General features: G+C 64.8%; 16 protein-coding genes. 8 read left to right on the top strand and 8 right to left on the bottom strand.

The window, feature by feature from the left end:
- The first annotated feature begins 959 nt into the window (after positions 1-959).
- From AC5P78_RS15140 to AC5P78_RS15110, 7 genes are all read left to right on the top strand, one after another.
- Entirely contained in the window at positions 960-1,268 is a 309-nt protein-coding gene (locus AC5P78_RS15140) for a hemagglutinin repeat-containing protein (protein WP_065183079.1), read from the top strand.
- Positions 1,207-2,772 (top strand): hemagglutinin repeat-containing protein, encoded by a 1,566-nt coding sequence (locus tag AC5P78_RS15135; RefSeq protein WP_065183078.1) that lies wholly within the window; start codon positions 1,207-1,209, stop codon positions 2,770-2,772. Before AC5P78_RS15140 ends, AC5P78_RS15135 begins: the two co-directional genes overlap by 62 nt.
- The gene (locus AC5P78_RS15130; protein WP_141097972.1) at positions 2,753-3,166 is read left to right on the top strand and encodes a hypothetical protein; all 414 of its coding nucleotides are present in this window, start codon (positions 2,753-2,755) and stop codon (positions 3,164-3,166) included. The genes AC5P78_RS15135 and AC5P78_RS15130 overlap by 20 nt, the downstream gene beginning before the upstream one ends.
- Complete coding sequence (locus tag AC5P78_RS15125; RefSeq protein ID WP_024958502.1) at positions 3,163-3,507, top strand: DUF596 domain-containing protein; 345 nt, start codon at positions 3,163-3,165, stop codon at positions 3,505-3,507. The genes AC5P78_RS15130 and AC5P78_RS15125 overlap by 4 nt, the downstream gene beginning before the upstream one ends.
- An 80-nt stretch (positions 3,508-3,587) precedes the next feature.
- Positions 3,588-3,962: a hypothetical protein gene (locus AC5P78_RS15120; protein ID WP_216655110.1), complete on the top strand. Its 375-nt coding sequence runs from the start codon at positions 3,588-3,590 to the stop codon at positions 3,960-3,962.
- Positions 3,963-4,172: 210 nt separating this feature from the next.
- On the top strand, positions 4,173-6,395 hold the full coding sequence (locus AC5P78_RS15115) for a methyl-accepting chemotaxis protein (RefSeq protein ID WP_414498536.1): 2,223 nt from the start codon (positions 4,173-4,175) through the stop codon (positions 6,393-6,395).
- Positions 6,396-6,560: 165 nt separating this feature from the next.
- Positions 6,561-6,929 (top strand): glycine zipper 2TM domain-containing protein, encoded by a 369-nt coding sequence (locus AC5P78_RS15110; protein ID WP_012479547.1) that lies wholly within the window; start codon positions 6,561-6,563, stop codon positions 6,927-6,929.
- 128 nt (positions 6,930-7,057) lie between these two features.
- Here AC5P78_RS15110 and AC5P78_RS15105 read toward each other — a convergent pair whose 3' ends face one another.
- The 5 genes from AC5P78_RS15105 to AC5P78_RS15085 all read right to left on the bottom strand — a co-directional run bounded on the left by AC5P78_RS15105 (position 7,058) and on the right by AC5P78_RS15085 (position 12,735).
- Positions 7,058-8,185 carry an ABC transporter permease gene (locus tag AC5P78_RS15105; protein WP_005412689.1) on the bottom strand — a complete coding sequence of 376 codons (1,128 nt, stop codon included), beginning with the start codon at positions 8,183-8,185 and terminating at the stop codon, positions 7,058-7,060.
- On the bottom strand, positions 8,182-9,369 hold the full coding sequence (locus AC5P78_RS15100; protein WP_201864051.1) for an ABC transporter permease: 1,188 nt from the start codon (positions 9,367-9,369) through the stop codon (positions 8,182-8,184). Before AC5P78_RS15100 ends, AC5P78_RS15105 begins: the two co-directional genes overlap by 4 nt.
- Positions 9,354-10,367, bottom strand: coding sequence for an HlyD family secretion protein (locus AC5P78_RS15095; protein ID WP_043035549.1), 1,014 nt, complete (start codon positions 10,365-10,367; stop codon positions 9,354-9,356). Before AC5P78_RS15095 ends, AC5P78_RS15100 begins: the two co-directional genes overlap by 16 nt.
- A complete protein-coding gene (locus AC5P78_RS15090) occupies positions 10,360-11,760 on the bottom strand; it encodes a TolC family protein (RefSeq protein ID WP_043035548.1) in 1,401 nt (466 codons plus the stop codon). Before AC5P78_RS15090 ends, AC5P78_RS15095 begins: the two co-directional genes overlap by 8 nt.
- 78 nt (positions 11,761-11,838) lie before the next feature.
- A complete protein-coding gene (locus AC5P78_RS15085; protein ID WP_012479551.1) occupies positions 11,839-12,735 on the bottom strand; it encodes a LysR family transcriptional regulator ArgP in 897 nt (298 codons plus the stop codon).
- 106 nt (positions 12,736-12,841) lie between these two features.
- On the opposite strand from AC5P78_RS15085, the gene AC5P78_RS15080 reads away from it, so the two are divergent.
- A complete protein-coding gene (locus AC5P78_RS15080; RefSeq protein WP_012479552.1) occupies positions 12,842-13,456 on the top strand; it encodes a LysE/ArgO family amino acid transporter in 615 nt (204 codons plus the stop codon).
- Here AC5P78_RS15080 and map read toward each other — a convergent pair.
- From map to AC5P78_RS15065, 3 genes are all read right to left on the bottom strand, one after another.
- Positions 13,453-14,235: a type I methionyl aminopeptidase gene (map, locus tag AC5P78_RS15075; protein ID WP_171956620.1), complete on the bottom strand. Its 783-nt coding sequence runs from the start codon at positions 14,233-14,235 to the stop codon at positions 13,453-13,455. The genes AC5P78_RS15080 and map overlap by 4 nt on opposite strands.
- 10 nt (positions 14,236-14,245) lie before the next feature.
- Positions 14,246-14,458 (bottom strand): ParD-like family protein, encoded by a 213-nt coding sequence (locus tag AC5P78_RS15070; RefSeq protein WP_005408659.1) that lies wholly within the window; start codon positions 14,456-14,458, stop codon positions 14,246-14,248.
- Positions 14,459-14,525: 67 nt separating this feature from the next.
- On the bottom strand, positions 14,526-14,885 hold the full coding sequence (locus AC5P78_RS15065) for a bleomycin resistance protein (protein ID WP_024958234.1): 360 nt from the start codon (positions 14,883-14,885) through the stop codon (positions 14,526-14,528).
- Between the last annotated feature and the right edge of the window lie 130 nt (positions 14,886-15,015).

Below are 15,015 nucleotides of genomic sequence, written 5' to 3'. Positions count from 1 at the left end.
CCCCGATTTTGAGCTGTGCGCTTGCTGTGGGGTCGAGCATGGCTATCAAGATTGCAACAGAGTGTCGTGCCTAAAATACAGGGAAAAGTGGATCGCCGAAGGGGCCCGGTGGGAGGAGCCGAAGATGCGCCCAGATCAATGGAACTGGGAGGAGCAGCTTAAGAATGTTTCGGATGAATATTTGTAAGTATTCGTAATTCGAAGTTCGAAGTGAAAATAGGATTCGCTGTCAGACCTGCGGTGCGGCATCGACAGGTTGGCAATAGTGGCCTTGTTTGGAGGTCTAAAAGCATTCATCGTAATGGCGGGGCTATTTTGCATGGTCAAGGGAATAATTTCTGCGTGTACAGTGTGAAGATGTATGGTCTGCCCGCGTTGTGAGCAGGGTGATGTGTTTGAGGCTCGTGTCAAGGAGAGTGGGGTTCAGATTTTTGTCTGCGACGAATGTGATGCTGTATGGTTTTCTTTGAGTGACATCGGCGTTTCCCCGTTCCGGGATCTTGAGACCTATCTTGAGGAGAATTCAATTGCTCCATCTTGGGGGTCAATTTCCGTGGATGGGCGCCTGTGATGCCTTGATGCACGCGACGGTTTTTATCTGGTGAAACAGCAGGAGCATGGGTCGGCACTGATACAGGGTGGGCCATTTGACAGTGACTGGATGCAGCAAGCCGCAAGCCGCGTATGAGCAAGAAGTAGGTACGACCTCAGATGGAGTGCTGTGTGCTTCATCAAGTGCTACGCCGTGACGTGCGGATTCCGCTTTGTGCTCTCCTTCCAGTTCGAGAGTGCCTATGCAGCAAGGCTCGGGAAGAATCTGGTCTTCCCGGGGTCTGCTGCCCGTAACGCCCGACAACCCGGTCGCAGCTCCTAGCCTGATTTCACCTCGCTTCACGTGGCGATATACCTTATGAATATAAGGCGCAGCCTCCGGCCTGCGCGCGGCCACCACTTCGACCGTGGTGACTGCCGGCAGCCAGCGCACCAACAGCGAACAGAGCCATTCGACCAGTGATGCCCGCGTCAGCCAGTTGGCTGCAGGCGGCGATCTCACGTTGATTGCCAACGGCGGCTCGATCCTCAGCCAGGGCACGCAGATGTCGGCCGAGGGCAACGCTGTGCTGCTGGCCACCAAGGACATCGTGTTCGACGTGGCCCACAACACCGAGCGCAGCGACAGCAGCAGCCGCGGCAAGGGCTGGGGCTTTGCCAACAACCAGCGGCCTGCCGTTCGGTACCAACAACTCGCAGAGCCAGGGCAGCGGTAGCAGTGACACCATCACTGGCACGCAGCTGTCGGTCGGCGGCGGCGTGCGCATGGCCACCACCGAGGGCAACATCAGCCTGACCGCAGCCAACATCGCCGCCGAGAAGGACGTGAACATCCGTGCGGCCGGTGATCTGCGGGTCCGCAGCGGGCAGGATACGGTCAGCAACGCCAATACGTCGGACAGCAAGGCGATCGGCACGGTACAGATATCGGATACCGAGAAGTTCTCCGGCTGGCACCGCGAGCAGCACCAGGACGACAGCGCGCAGGTGTCACAGGTGGCCAGCAGCATCGGCAGCCTGGGCGGCAGCGTAAACCTGACGGCTGGCGGCAAGTACACGCAGACCGTCAGCAACGTGGTGGCGACCAAGGACGTGAACATCACCGCCGCCGAGATCGAGCTTTTGACCGCCGACGAAAGCGGCCACTACTCGCAGAGCGACAAGGACCTGAAGATCGGCGTGTTCGCGCGGGTGAAGTCGCCGTTGATCGACCTGATCAACAACGTGGACGCGGCCCGTCAGTCCGATGATCGCCTGCAGAAGATGCAGGGCATGGCAGCGGGCGCCAACGCGTATCAGGCAGCCAGTGCGATCTCGGCACTGTCCGGCCGTGGCGGCAGTGGCGAACTGTTCCGTGCTGAAGCAGGCATCGGCTTCAAGACCGCCAACAGCAGTGCAGATGGCAGCAGCATGGTTTCGCGTGGCTCCACCATCCAGGGCGGCGGCAACGTCAACCTCACCAGCACCCAGGGCGACATCCATGTGGTGCAGGGCAACCTGAGTGCAGGCAACACGCTCAGTCTGGATTCGGCCGGCGACATTCTGCTGGAAGCAGGCAAGGCGCACGTGGCAGACCGCAGCAAGAGCAGCAATGCCGGCGCCGAAGTGGGCGTTGGCGTTGTGGTGGGGGCGCAGACGGGCGTGTATGTGTATGCCGAAGCCAGCGTGGGCAGCAGCAAGGCGAACTCGGACAGCAATACCTGGCAGAACACCACGCTGACCGGCCAGAACATCTCGCTGAAGGCCGAGGGTGACGCCACGTTGCGCGGCGCGACCGCCACGGCTGACCGCATCGACGTCAAGACCGGCGGCACGCTGACCATCGAATCGCTGCAGGACATTGCCGAGAGCATGTCCAGGAACAGCCAGGTGGGCGGCCGCGTGCAGGTGGCCTTCGGCAACGCGTGGAACGCCGATGGCTACGCCAGCGCAGGCAAGGCCGAGGGCAACTACCAGGGCGTCGGCCAGCAGAGCGGCTTGTTTGCAGGAAACGGTGGCTATCACGTGGATGCCGGTCACGTGAATCTGGTGGGCGGGGCGATTGCCAGCACCCATGCGGGCAACAGTGAACTGACTGCGGGCTCGCTGACATTCACCGACCTGCAGAACCACATGGACTATACGGCCAGCTCCGGCAGCATCAGTGGTGGTGCGGGCGGGCAGATGGATGGCTGGGCGCCCAAGCCGGGAACTGCCCGATTTGTCTCTCAAACAACCTGAATCCGTTCTTCAGGCGTACTCGCAAAAGCGAATTGATGACCTCGCACACCAATACAATAGCAAGTCATTGGATCCTAAGGATTTTCAGCTTAATCTTGGTTCAAAGGTCTTGAAGGCCGATGCTCAAGTCAGTACGGGTGCTCCGGTTTATATTGGTGCAAGCACATCCGATGTCATGCTGTATTTCAGACAGCTGACTGGAACTGATCGCATGCCTGTCGCGAAGGTCGTACCTGGAAAGGGTCTTCTTTATACGGCAACCACGAGCTCTGGTGCAAAGATAACTCTTAGAGATTTTTCAACGAGCGCGCAGAAGACTGGTGCTAGTTGGACAATTGATGTGCAGGATAAATCCATAAATAATGGAAAGCGAGTAGAGGTGAAGTTCAAATGAAAGACGGGATTCATTGTGCAGTGGTGACTTCTTCGTTTGGGTTATCAATGGGTGCCGTCTGGCAGCACATGACGATGGAAATGGGAGGTGTTGGGATCTCCGAAAGAAAAGACGCGTTCTTCGAGTTGATGGGTCGTTTGTTGAGGGAAGGGAAAGTGAGGCTTGCAACGGACGGGGTGTTCTTGCAAGGCGACTGGAGGGAGCAGCTGACGCTAATCTCAAACGCTTGGCCCGAAAATCCTGGTGAAGATGATATCGATGGATTCGGCCTCTGGTTCTTGACCGATGCTCCGGCGGGTCTGGTTTGGATCGGCGCAGATGGCCGTGAACAGTGGACGTAGTAGTCCGATTCATGTCGGTGGCGCCCGATGATCCTGACGAATGGGTCAGGGCTTGTAACGACACCGAGCTTTGATGAAGCTTGCTTGAGTCGAAGCCGGTGCCGATCTGGGTTTCGTGCTGCGCGCTCTGGACTCGATCCAGGCCGTACTCCGACGGTGCCGACGGCCTGCGTGGATATCTTCCAGCATCCAACACCGGCTTCGGATTCAGCATCGTCGACCCGCCGGAAGCTGTCGTTGCGGAAGGGATTGAAGCCAAGTGGCAGGTCGGCCTGCTCGGCTCGTTTCATTTCCGCGCGAGCGGGTTTGAAAGTGCCTGGGAGGAAATCTGCCGCTTCATCAATCGTTACGCTGCGGCGTGCGAGTTCCGGTTTGTGCTCTCCTTCCAGTTCGAGAGCATCTATGCGGCAAGGCTCGGGAAGGATCTGGTCTTCCCGGGGCCTGCTGCTCCGTAATGCTGGATGCCGGGGCGGCAGGCCCGGGCCTGATCCCATTCTCGGTACACATGGCGATATGCCTTATGGATATAACGCGTTCGTGGGTTTTCTGATTTCACACCTGTCTGCACAGTTCCAGAGTTTTAGATCGATATAATAATATCGACCCATAAAGTTTCCCCTGCCTGCGCCGCCATCGATCATACGGCCATGATCAAGGGAATTGAGATGCTCGCCTTACGCAACCTTCGAGTGGGATCCCGGCTGGGTGCCGGGTTCGGTTTGCTGCTGCTGTTCATCGTGGCCATCGTTGGCCTCGTGCTGTACGGAAACCACCTGAAGTCCGCCCAGTTCGAGAAAGTGGTGGACGTCAACATGGTGAAGATGCGGCTGTTGAACGACATGCTGGATACCAACAACGCGGTGCTGATGCATCGCCGGCTGATGGTGATCAAGCGCGGTGAGGATTTCGACAAGGATTATCAGAAGGCGCAGGAGCTGTCGCAGACCTACGACGGTATCTGGGCCAAGTACATCAAGATTCCACGCGACGCCACTGGTGATGCCCTGGTGGCGAAAATCGACGCGGCACGCAAGGCCACCGACGCCTCCACCCAGCATCTGCACGAGCGCATGAAGGCCGGTGATTTCAACGGCGCGGCCAAGGAACTGCTCGCCGAGCACGGCTTGGCCACCGCATGGAATGAGGCGATCTCGACCCTGCTGCGGCATCAGGAGACACTGACCGAGCGCAGTCGCGAGGAATACCGTTCAACCGAATCCTGGACAGGCACGTTGTCGATCGTGTTCGGCGCGTTGAGCCTGCTACTGGGCTCGCTGGCCGCGTGGGCCATCACCCGCAGCCTGACCCGCCCGCTGGAAGGTGCGGTGAAGCTGGCCGACGGCATCGCCAACGGGCGGCTGGACAACAGCATCGACGCGTCCGGCAACGATGAGGTGACGCAGCTGCTCAGGTCGATGCAGCGCATGCAGGCGCAGTTGCAGTCGGTGATGGCGGCGCAGGGCGAGCTGGCCCGCCAGCACGACGCGGGCAGCCTCAGCTATCGCATGGACGAGAGTGCTTTTCCTGGCGACTACGGGCGCATGGTGCACGAGACCAATGCGCTGGTCGGCTCGCATGTGCAGGTGCAGAACCGGCTGATCGAAGTAATGAAGCATTACGCCCGCGGTGATCTGTCAGTGGACATGGATCCGTTGCCGGGCGAGAAGGCCGCAATCACCCAGGCCATGGACGAAACCAAGACCAGCCTGTCGGCGATCAACGGTGAGATCCGCCGCCTGGCGACGGCCGCAGCCGCCGGCGACTTCAGCCTGCGCGGCGATGAAGATCGCTTCGCCTATGATTTCCGCGACATGGTGGCCGGGCTCAATCGCCTGATGCAGACCACCGACGAGAACCTGGTGCAGGTGTCGACCCTGCTGCAGGCGATCTCGCGCGGTGACCTCACTGTACGCATGCAGGGCGACTTCCACGGCGTGTTCGCCCGCATGCGTGATGACTGCAACGCCACCGTCGATCAGCTCAAGCAGATTGTCGGCCGTATCCAGTCCAGCGCGTCCAGCATCAACCTGGCGGCAGGCGAGATCGCTTCGGGCAACAACGATCTGTCGCGGCGCACCGAGCAGCAGGCGGCGAACCTGGAAGAGACGGCTGCGTCGATGGAGGAACTGACCTCCACCGTGAAACAGAACGCCGAGCACGCACGCCAGGCCAACCAGCTTGCCATCGGTGCGCATGGCGTCGCCTCACAGGGCGGCGAGGTGGTCGGCCAGGTGGTCACCACCATGTCGGCCATCGAAGCCTCGTCGAAGAAGATCGCCGAGATCATCAGCGTCATCGACGGCATCGCGTTCCAGACCAACATCCTGGCCTTGAACGCGGCGGTGGAAGCTGCTCGTGCCGGCGAGCAGGGCAGGGGCTTTGCGGTGGTGGCCAGTGAGGTGCGCACGCTGGCGCAGCGCTCGGCCGGTGCGGCCAAGGAGATCAAGGGCCTGATCGAGGATTCGGTCGGCAAGGTCGCCGATGGATCGGCGCTGGTTCGTCAGGCCGGCACCACGATGGGCGAGATCGTGGCCTCGGTGCAGCGCGTGACCGACATCATGGCCGATATCTCTGCCGCCTCGCAGGAGCAGAGCTCGGGTATCGAACAGGTGAACCAGGCGGTGGTGCAGATGGACGAGACCACGCAGCAGAATGCGGCGCTGGTGGAAGAAGCCAGCGCGGCGGCACGCTCCATGGAGGAGCAGGCCAACCTGCTGGCCGAGGCAGTTTCGGTGTTCCGCACGGGGGCGGTGACCGCCGCCGCAGCGGTCCGCCCGGCGCTGGCAGCCGTGGCGGCATCGGTTGCACCGGTACGCCGGCCGGCGGTGCTGCCGCCGCGGATGGAACCGACGCTGGCCGCCAATGCGGGCGGTTGGGAAGAGTTCTAGCAGAGGGCAATGCCGGTAGGAAGACAGCGCCCATCACGATGGCTGATCGTGATGGGCGCGGATTTCTTCCTGAACGCGCGATGGCCGATGAGGCGGTGGACACGCGCATTTCACTTCCGGTTGCCAACCGCAGGAGGACACTTGCGCCATACCGGAACTCAGGAGATGGCCATGAAGACCTCGACCCGATTGCTTGTGCTGGGCACGCTGCTGGCGGCTTCGCCGGTGGCCGGTGCGCAGACGTATGGGCCGCGCGATGAGGGACGCAAGTTCAATGACGGCAGCCGCGTGGTCTGCAAGAACGTGGAAGTGCAGCGCAACTCGCGCGATCCGAACCGCATCACGGGTACCGCTACCGGCGCAGTGATCGGCGGCCTGCTGGGCAACCAGGTGGGCGGCGGTAACGGCAAGAAGCTTGCAACCGTGGCCGGCGCCGTGGCCGGTGGCGCGGCCGGCCGCCAGATCCAAGGCAACCAGCAGCAGAAGAACGGTGACCGCGTGGTTGAACGTCGCTGCGAACGCGTCTACCGCTGATCGGTCACAGCCAGACCTCGTTTCCCCTTCCACACCGCAGTACCCGAACGCCGGCCCCACGCCGGCGTTCTTCGTTGCAGGAAAAAGGGGACGGAGGGAATTAAGTCGCAATCCCCCAAACCGGCCGTTTACGACTTAATCCCCTCCGTCCCCTTTTTTGCAAGGAGGCGCCAGGTGGCGAGGCTGCCGTAGAGCAGCAGCAGGACGGTGAGGGTGATCAGTTCGTGGCTGACGTCGGCCAGGCTGGCGTCCATCTGGTTCAGCCGCACCATCAGGTTGATGCCGGAGGTGGTAGGCAGCAGCTGCGCCAGCCAGACCAGCGGTTGCGGCGTCATCACTGCCGGCCACGACAGGTTGGCCAGGAAGAACAGCGGGATCGAGGTGGCGATGATGTACTGGAAGGCGCGTTCGCGGGTGCGGAAGAAGCTGCCGACGAACAGGCCGAAAACCACTGTAGCGGCGATGAACAGGGTGCCGCCCAGCAGCTGGCCCAGTGGGTTCCCGCCGCGCGGATAGTCCTGCACCCAGGCGGTGAACCCGGCGTACCAGAACAGGCCGAACAGGCCGATCAGGCCGAAGCCCATCGCCATGCCGGCCAGGGTCGGCAGGTCGAAGCGCAGGCGCCGGCCGAGTGCCAGACGACGACCACCGAGCAGCACGCCGATGCCCATCAGCAGGGTCTGGTGCACGATCAGCTCGGCCACGCCGGGCACGATGGCGCTGCCATAGCCTTCCTGGGTGTTGTACAGCGGGCGCTGCACCAGGGTGACCGGCGGCGCCTGTGGCGCGCCCATGAAGGCGGCCTGGCCGACCACGGCGTCACGCCCGAACGCGCCCAGTGCGTCGGCCACGCTGCCCAGCACCCAGCTGGCACGGCCCAGGTAGGCGCCGTTGCCGAGCAGCACCAGCTTGGCCGGGTGGCCGCGCAGGATGTCGCGCTCCAGGTTGGCCGGGATCAGCACGATGCCTTCGGCGTGGCCGGCTTCCAGTTGCTGGCGCGCACTGTCGATGTCCGCCGGTTGCCCGACCACGCGTGCAACGCGGAGTGCATCGAGCTTGCGCAGCAGCTCGCGGCTGGTCGCGCTGTGGTCCTGGTCCACTACCAGCACCGGCAGGTTGCCGGCCACCTGGTGACGGTACGCGGCCGGGTAGAAGAAGGAATACAGGATCACCGCGCCGACCATCACCACGATCGCGTAGCGGTCGCAGAGCACCGCCATCAGGGTCTGCCGCAGGCTGCGCCAGAGTGCGCTCATGCGTCGGCTCCCGCAGGCTGCGCGGCTTCCGGCCTGCGCGCGAAGGCGATCAGGCGCAGGCCGCCAATGCCTCCTGCCACCACCGCCATCAGCAGCAATGTGGCCAACGGCCACACCGAAACCTGCAGCGGCGAACCGATGATCTGCTGCTGGGTCTGCAGCTTGATGTAGGCGCTGAGTGGCAGCAGCTGATGCCAGATGCGGGTGAACAGGGGGCCATCCAGGACCGGGAAGGTAGCGCTGGAGAACGCCAGTGCGGTGCCGATGCTGAGGCCGACCGCGGACAGCGCGGTACCCATGTCGCGGGTGACGCCGACGAAGAACAACGCGTAGGCGGCCGTGGCCAGGTAGAACAGTGGCTGTGCGAGCAGCAGCAGGAGCACGCTGCCGGCCACACCATCGCCGCGCAGCCAGGCCAGGTGACCGATGCCGAGCGCGCCATACAGCGAAAACAGCAGGATGTACGGCGCGACCTTGCCGGCAATCGCCGACCACGGCGTTCGACCCAGCCAAGCGGGCAGGGTGCCGTCGCGGATCTCGCGGCCGAGGCTGCCGGCGACCGCAAGTGCCAGTACCAGCGACAGCACGGCAGGGAAGATCAGCGGCAGCAGGAACAACTCGTAGCTGCGCGCAGGGTTGTACAGGATGTCCGACTGCACCGCGATCGGTGCCGCACGCAGCTTGCCGGGGCCGACCTGCAGGCCGATGCGTTCGCGCAGCAGGCGTGCGTTCCAGGCCGAGACTGCGTCGCCGATATCGCGCGACGCAGATTGGCCGGTGGTCATGTAGGTGGCGTTGTAATAGGCGAACACCGTGCCCTGGCGTCCACGCAGCGCCTGCCGGGTGACATCGCGCGGCACCAGTACGATGGCAAACACGTCCAGCCTGCGCAGCTGCGAACGCGCGTCCTCCAGGTCCGCCGGCTGGCTGGCGATGCGTACGCCGGGGCTGGCATCGAGCATGCGCAGCAGCAGGCGGCTGTCACTGCTGTGGTCGAGGTCGACCACGGCAATGGGGATGTCGCGCATCACCGACGGCGAGAACATCCACGCCATCACCGCCAGCATCAGCAGGGGCAGCACGGTGACCAGCAGCAGGTCGGCACGGTTGCCGCGCAGCGACTGCAGCTCGCGCCGCCAGGAAGCAGCGAAGCCGTTGCGGTCCGGGCTCAGTGCTGGGGCCATGCGAACAGCACGCTCATGCCGGGGCGGAAGCCCTCGATGCGGCGTACCGGGCGCACCCGCACCTCGAAACTGCGGACGTCGTAGCCGGACGACTGGCGGGTGGTACGCCAGGTCGCATAGTCGCCGGCAGGGTTGATGAAGTAGACCTCGAACTCGCCGTCCAGGCCGAGTGCCGGCACGTTGCCCTGCAGCTTGCTGCCGACCTTCAGGCCCTGCATCTGTGATTCGCGCAGGTTCATCGCCACCCACATGCGATCAATGTCGACCAGGGTGAATACCGGGTAGCCGGCCGGCACCAGCTCGCCCGGGTCGGCCATGCGCTTGTTGATCTCGCCCGCCACCGGCGCGCGTCCTTCGACTTCGGCACGGGCGGCGTTGACTTCGGCCACCGCGCCCTGCGCCTGCTGCACCTGGCCCTGCGCGGCACGCTTGTCCTGCTCGCGTGCGCCGGCCAACGCCATGTCGTACTGCGCGCGCGCGGCACGGGCCAGTTCGCGCGAACTGGTGGCCTGGGCATGCGCTTCATCGCGCTTCTGCCGGGTCATCACCCCTTCGTTGAACAGGTTCTGCACGCGCTGGTACGTGGCTTCGGCCAGCGTCGCACCGGCTTCGGCGCGCTTCCAGTTCGCTTCGGCGGCGCGGATGTCTTCGCTGCGCGCGCCTTCGTCGGCCTTGTCGGCCACCGCCTGTGCGGCGGCCAATGCGCCGTGCGCCTGCTGTTCCTTGGCGGCCACTTCGGGGCTGTCGAGCAGGAACAGCACCTGCCCGGGCTGCACGCGGTCGCCCTCGCGCACCTTCAACTCCGCCACGCGCGCGGTGATCTTGGCGGCCACGTTGATGGTGTCCGCGTCGGCCATGCCCTGGATCTGGTCGGCCGGGCTGCGCCAGGCCAGCCACAGGCCGAGCACCACCGCGACCAGCAGCACCACTACCAGGATCGGGCCCAGGCGGCGCTTGGCCGGGGGTGTTGTCGCATCGTCGTGCAGCACATCACTCATGGTCGATCACCTCGTCCGCACGGCGCCGGAATTCTTCAAAACGGTCCATCTGTCCACTGACCTCCAGCAACTGTGCCAGCGCAATATCGTATTGGTAGGCGGCCTGTGCGCGCTCTACACGGGCACCGCCCAGGCCGAGCCGCGCGTCGATCACATCCAGCGAGGTGGCCTGGCCCTCGCGGAACGCCAGCTCCTGCAGGCGCAGGTTTTCCTGTGCCTGGGCAATGCTGCTGTCGAGCAGCACGTACTGCTGGCGCGCGGTTTCCAGTTCGTTCCAGGCCTTGCGCACGCCCAGCGCGACCTGGTTCTCGGCCTCGCGCAGGCCCGCTTCGGCCTGGTCCTGCTGCGCGCGCGCGGCGCTGATCTGCGCCGGCCGCGAGTTCGGCGACAGGAAGGTGTACTTCAGGCCGATGCCAAACGCCCAGTCCGGATCGGTCAGCATTTCGTCGCGGCGGCGGAAGTCGTACTGGCCGAAGGCAAAGATCTGCGGTTTCAGCTTGGCCTGCTGCACGCGCACGCCCTGTTCGGCCTGCGCCACCATGGCCCGCAGGCGTGCGATCTGCGGCTGGCGCGCCTGCGCAGTACGCTCGAAGCTGGCCACCGGTTCCAGCGGCACGCGCTGCACGAACAGCGGCGAAACCGGCTGCACCTCGCCACCACTGCGCAGCAGCGTGGCCAGTGCGGCCTTCAGCGTGGCCAGGTCGTTCACTGTCTTCTGGTATTCGCGCTCGGCCTTGTCGCGGGCCACGGTGGCCTGCAGGCGCTGGGCGCGGGTGGCGAAACCCTCGCGTTCCAGCTTCTCTGCATCGGACAGGTGGCGGTTGAGGCCATCGCGCACGTCACGGCGCACGTCCACCGCCTGCTCGGCCAGGCGCTGCCCGAAGTAGGCCTGGGCCAGCTGCACGGTCAGCGATTGACGTTGTGCTTCGCGCTCGGCGCTGGCCTGTTCGTGGGCGGCACTGGCCGCACGCTGCGCGGCCGGAATCACGCCGCCGGTGTACAGCGGCAGCACCGCAGTGACCACTGGACGGGTGCGCCAGTCGCGCTCGGTGAACGACAGCGGCGAATCGATGCCGAAGGCTTCAGCCACCGGCGCCAGTGAGCCCAGCGGCAGAGTGAGCGTCTTCTGGAACTGCAGGCGGCGCACTTCGCCGGTGATCTCCGGCAGGCGCAGCAGCCGGGTGGCGTCCTGCAGGTCCTGCTTGTTGCGAACGGCTGCATCGGCAGCGGCCAGCGCATCGGAGACCTGCTCCAGGCGTTGCCGCGCCTGTTCCCAGTCCAGTGCGGGTGCATCGGCACTGCTCTGCGCTGCCGCCGCAAGCGGCAGGCAGGCTGCCAGGGTCAACGCGACTTTCGCGCGGTGCATCCTTGTACGTCGGCCGATCACGCCCATGCCGTCCCAGTGGTAAAGAAGTGCGCAAACGGTAGTGCGCATGGTGTGAAGCCCGGGTCTGCGGTCATCGGTCTTTCCTCAACGAAGGGTGCCGCTGGCCGCAGTACGCAGCGCCTGGGTGATGTGCTGCAGCGTGCTTGAGCGCACGGCGGCATGCTGCCAGTACAACGGCACATCGAGCCAGCGGCGGGGTTCCAGTACCACCACGCGGCCGGCGCGCACAGCGGGCGCGGCCAGGGTTTCCGGGGCCAGGCCCCAGCCGAGTCCGCACGCGGCGGCTTCGACGAAACCGGTGGAGGAGGGCAGGTAGTGTAGCGGCGGCTGCAGCCGCGCGCGGGTCAGACGACGCACGAAGCGCCACTGCAGTTCATCTTTGCGGTTGAACACCAGCATCGGCGCGCGTGCCAGTGCTGTGGCGTCCATGCCATCGCTGAAGTACTGGCGGGCGAAGCCGGGCGAAGCAATCGCTTGGTAGCGCATGGCGCCGAGCGGGTGCACGTTGCAGCCCTTCACCGGCTGGCTTTCGGCGGTGACCGCACCCAGCACGCTGCCGTCGCGCAGCAACCGCAGGGTGTGGTCCTGGTCGTCCATGCGCAGGTCGAACAGGTAGCCATGGCGCTGGTGCAGGTCGGCGATGGCCGGCACGAACCACGTATCGAGCGAATCATCATTGACCGCCAGCGGGATCGGGGTGCGCGCAGCGTCGCTGCTGCCACGCTCGGGTAGCAGCTCGGCCAATGCCTCGGCCTCCAGCGCCTGCATCGGTCGCACCCGGCGCAGCAGCGCCTCACCGGCGGCGGTGGGGCGGCACGGCGCCTGGCGCACCACCAGCACCTGCCCGAGCCGGTCTTCCAGAGCCTTGATCCGCTGCGACAGTGCTGATGGGCTGATCGACAGGCGGCGTGCCGCAGCCTCGAAGCTGCCTTCCTCCAGCACCGCGGCAAACGCGGCCAGTTGCGGGTGTACCAGGTCCATGCCGGTGCCTCTTCAGTTTTCCTGCGCAGGATAAAGAAAAATCAGTTTGTCTAAACAAGGCTGTTGGCCGCACCCTGCGCGTCCCCTCGCTGCCTGGCCTGTCCCGATGTGGATTGCCGCTACCGTCGCCGGCCTCTTCGCGGGCGCCGGCCTGATCATCGCCATCGGCGCACAGAATGCCTTCGTGCTGCGCCAGGGCCTGCAACAACGTCATGTGGGCAGGGTGGTGCTGGCCTGCGCCGGCGCGGATATCGCGTTGATCCTGGCCGGCGTGGGCGGCATGGGCGCGCTGGTGCTGCAGTGGCCGTTGCTGCTGCAGGTGCTGCGCTTCGGTGGTGCGGCCTTCCTGCTCTGGTATGGCCTGCAGGCGGGCCTGCGCGCGTGGCGAGGTGGCAGCGCGCTGGCCGCCGCCGAGGCGCAGGGCGGCAGTGGGCGCCAGGTACTGCTGACCTGCCTGGCCTTCACCTTGCTCAACCCGCATGTCTACCTGGACACGGTGGTGTTGCTCGGCAGCCTGTCGACGCGCTATCCGGGCGATCTGCGCTGGGCCTTTGCCGCCGGTGCGTGCGTGGCCAGTGTGGCCTGGTTCTGTGCACTGGGCTATGGCGCGCGGCTGCTGCAGCCGGTGTTCCGCAGGCCGTCTGCGTGGCGGGTGCTGGATGCAGGCGTGGCGATGTTCATGCTCTGCCTTGCCATGCTGTTGCTGTTGCGCCCGCTCTAGGCGGCATCCACCGCGCACAACGGTGTTTCGCCCGGGCGCAGGGTCAGCACGCGCACGCCGCTGCCGGTGACCGCGACGGTATGCTCGAACTGCGCCGACAGCTTGCCGTCGCGGGTGTAGACCGGCCATTCGTCCGGCTGCTGGCGGATGGCCGGCTTGCCCTGGTTGAGCATCGGCTCGATGGTGAACACCATCCCTTCTTCCAGCACCACGCCGGTGTTGGGATGCCCGTAGTGCAGGATCTGCGGTTCCTCATGCATCTCCTGGCCGATGCCGTGGCCGCAGTACTCCTTCACCACGCTGTAGCCGTGGCTGCGTGCGTGGCGGGCGATGGCGTGGCCGATATCGCCCAGGCGTGCGCCGGGGCGCACCGCGGCGATGCCTTTCCACATCGCCTGGTAGGCGGTCTGCACCAGCCGGCGCGCGGCGTAGTCGACCTCACCGACCAGGTAGGTGGTGCTGGAGTCGGCGATGTAGCCGTTCTTTTCCAGGGTGATGTCGAGGTTGACGATCTGGCCGTTGCGCAGCACGTCGGTGGTGCTGGGCACGCCGTGGCAGATGACGTTGTCGATCGAGGTATTGAGCACGTACGGGAAACCGTACTGGCCCTTGCTGGCCGGCCGCGCCTGCAGCTCATCGACGATCATGCGCTCGACGAATTCGTTGATCTCCATCGTGCTGCGGCCCTGCAGCGGCAGCTGGTCGAGTGCGGCGAACACCTGCGCCAGCAGGCGACCCGATTCGGCCATCAGCGCGATCTCGTCGGGGCGCTTGATGATGCCCATCGGCTCAGACCTGGCCCGGAGGCAACAACGGCGGCTGCACGCCGGCCGCGCGCAGCTCGCTGGCGACGATGTCCTGGAAACTCAGCGTCGGGTTCATCTCGCACAGCATGCCGACCCGGATCCAGAAGTTGGCCTGGGCGTTGATCGAACGGCTGGAGACGGTGCAGGCACGGCGCAGCTGGTCGTGCAGGGTGTCATCGATGTTGACGATGCCCATGGGTGGCCCTCGAGTATGAATATACGAATCGTATATGTTCCGTATATCCATCTCAAGCCGACGTCATTCAGTCCGTGTGGGTGGCGAAGCGCAGCCGGTTGCCATCCGGGTCGCGCAGCAGCATTTCGCGGCTGCCCCATTCGGTGTCATGCGGGGGCTGCTCGATTGGGACGTTGGCGGCACCGAAGGCGCGGTGCAGGCTGTCGACGTCGTCAACGATGAAGTACACCGCGCCGCCGACCTCGCAGTCGCCGCTGTGTTCGGTAAGGAAGATCGTCTGGCCGTCGCGGGTGAGCTGGGCAAACAGTGGGAAGCCGGGTTCGAAGCGATGTTCCCAGTCGACCACGAAGCCCAGCCCCTGCACGTAGAACGGCAGGGTGGTGTCGGCGTGGCGCATGCGCAGTTGCGGGATGACGGTCTGGGGCATGGCGAGGGCTCCTGGGGTAGGCGCCCAGTGTAGTGCCGGCCGCTGGCCGGCATTGGTCTGGTAGATGCCAACCTCGGTTGGCATTGCCGGCCAGCGGCCGGCACTACCGAAGCCACGCCGGCCCGCGGCC

It is taken from the genome of Stenotrophomonas sp. YJH_SMC_133 (assembly GCF_059370655.1).
This window is presented reverse-complemented; position numbering and strand designations above follow the sequence as displayed.

Excerpts from the sequence above, each read along its gene's own strand:
- AC5P78_RS15125 (WP_024958502.1), top strand. The coding sequence starts at position 3,163 with ATGAAAGACGGGATTCATTGTGCAGTGGTGACTTCTTCGTTTGGGTTA.
- AC5P78_RS15115 (WP_414498536.1), top strand. The coding sequence starts at position 4,173 with ATGCTCGCCTTACGCAACCTTCGAGTGGGATCCCGGCTGGGTGCCGGG.
- AC5P78_RS15110 (WP_012479547.1), top strand. The coding sequence starts at position 6,561 with ATGGCCATGAAGACCTCGACCCGATTGCTTGTGCTGGGCACGCTGCTG.
- AC5P78_RS15105 (WP_005412689.1), bottom strand. The coding sequence starts at position 8,185 with ATGAGCGCACTCTGGCGCAGCCTGCGGCAGACCCTGATGGCGGTGCTC.
- AC5P78_RS15100 (WP_201864051.1), bottom strand. The coding sequence starts at position 9,369 with ATGGCCCCAGCACTGAGCCCGGACCGCAACGGCTTCGCTGCTTCCTGG.
- AC5P78_RS15095 (WP_043035549.1), bottom strand. The coding sequence starts at position 10,367 with ATGAGTGATGTGCTGCACGACGATGCGACAACACCCCCGGCCAAGCGC.
- AC5P78_RS15090 (WP_043035548.1), bottom strand. The coding sequence starts at position 11,760 with ATGGGCGTGATCGGCCGACGTACAAGGATGCACCGCGCGAAAGTCGCG.
- AC5P78_RS15085 (WP_012479551.1), bottom strand. The coding sequence starts at position 12,735 with ATGGACCTGGTACACCCGCAACTGGCCGCGTTTGCCGCGGTGCTGGAG.
- AC5P78_RS15080 (WP_012479552.1), top strand. The coding sequence starts at position 12,842 with ATGTGGATTGCCGCTACCGTCGCCGGCCTCTTCGCGGGCGCCGGCCTG.
- AC5P78_RS15070 (WP_005408659.1), bottom strand. The coding sequence starts at position 14,458 with ATGGGCATCGTCAACATCGATGACACCCTGCACGACCAGCTGCGCCGT.
- AC5P78_RS15065 (WP_024958234.1), bottom strand. The coding sequence starts at position 14,885 with ATGCCCCAGACCGTCATCCCGCAACTGCGCATGCGCCACGCCGACACC.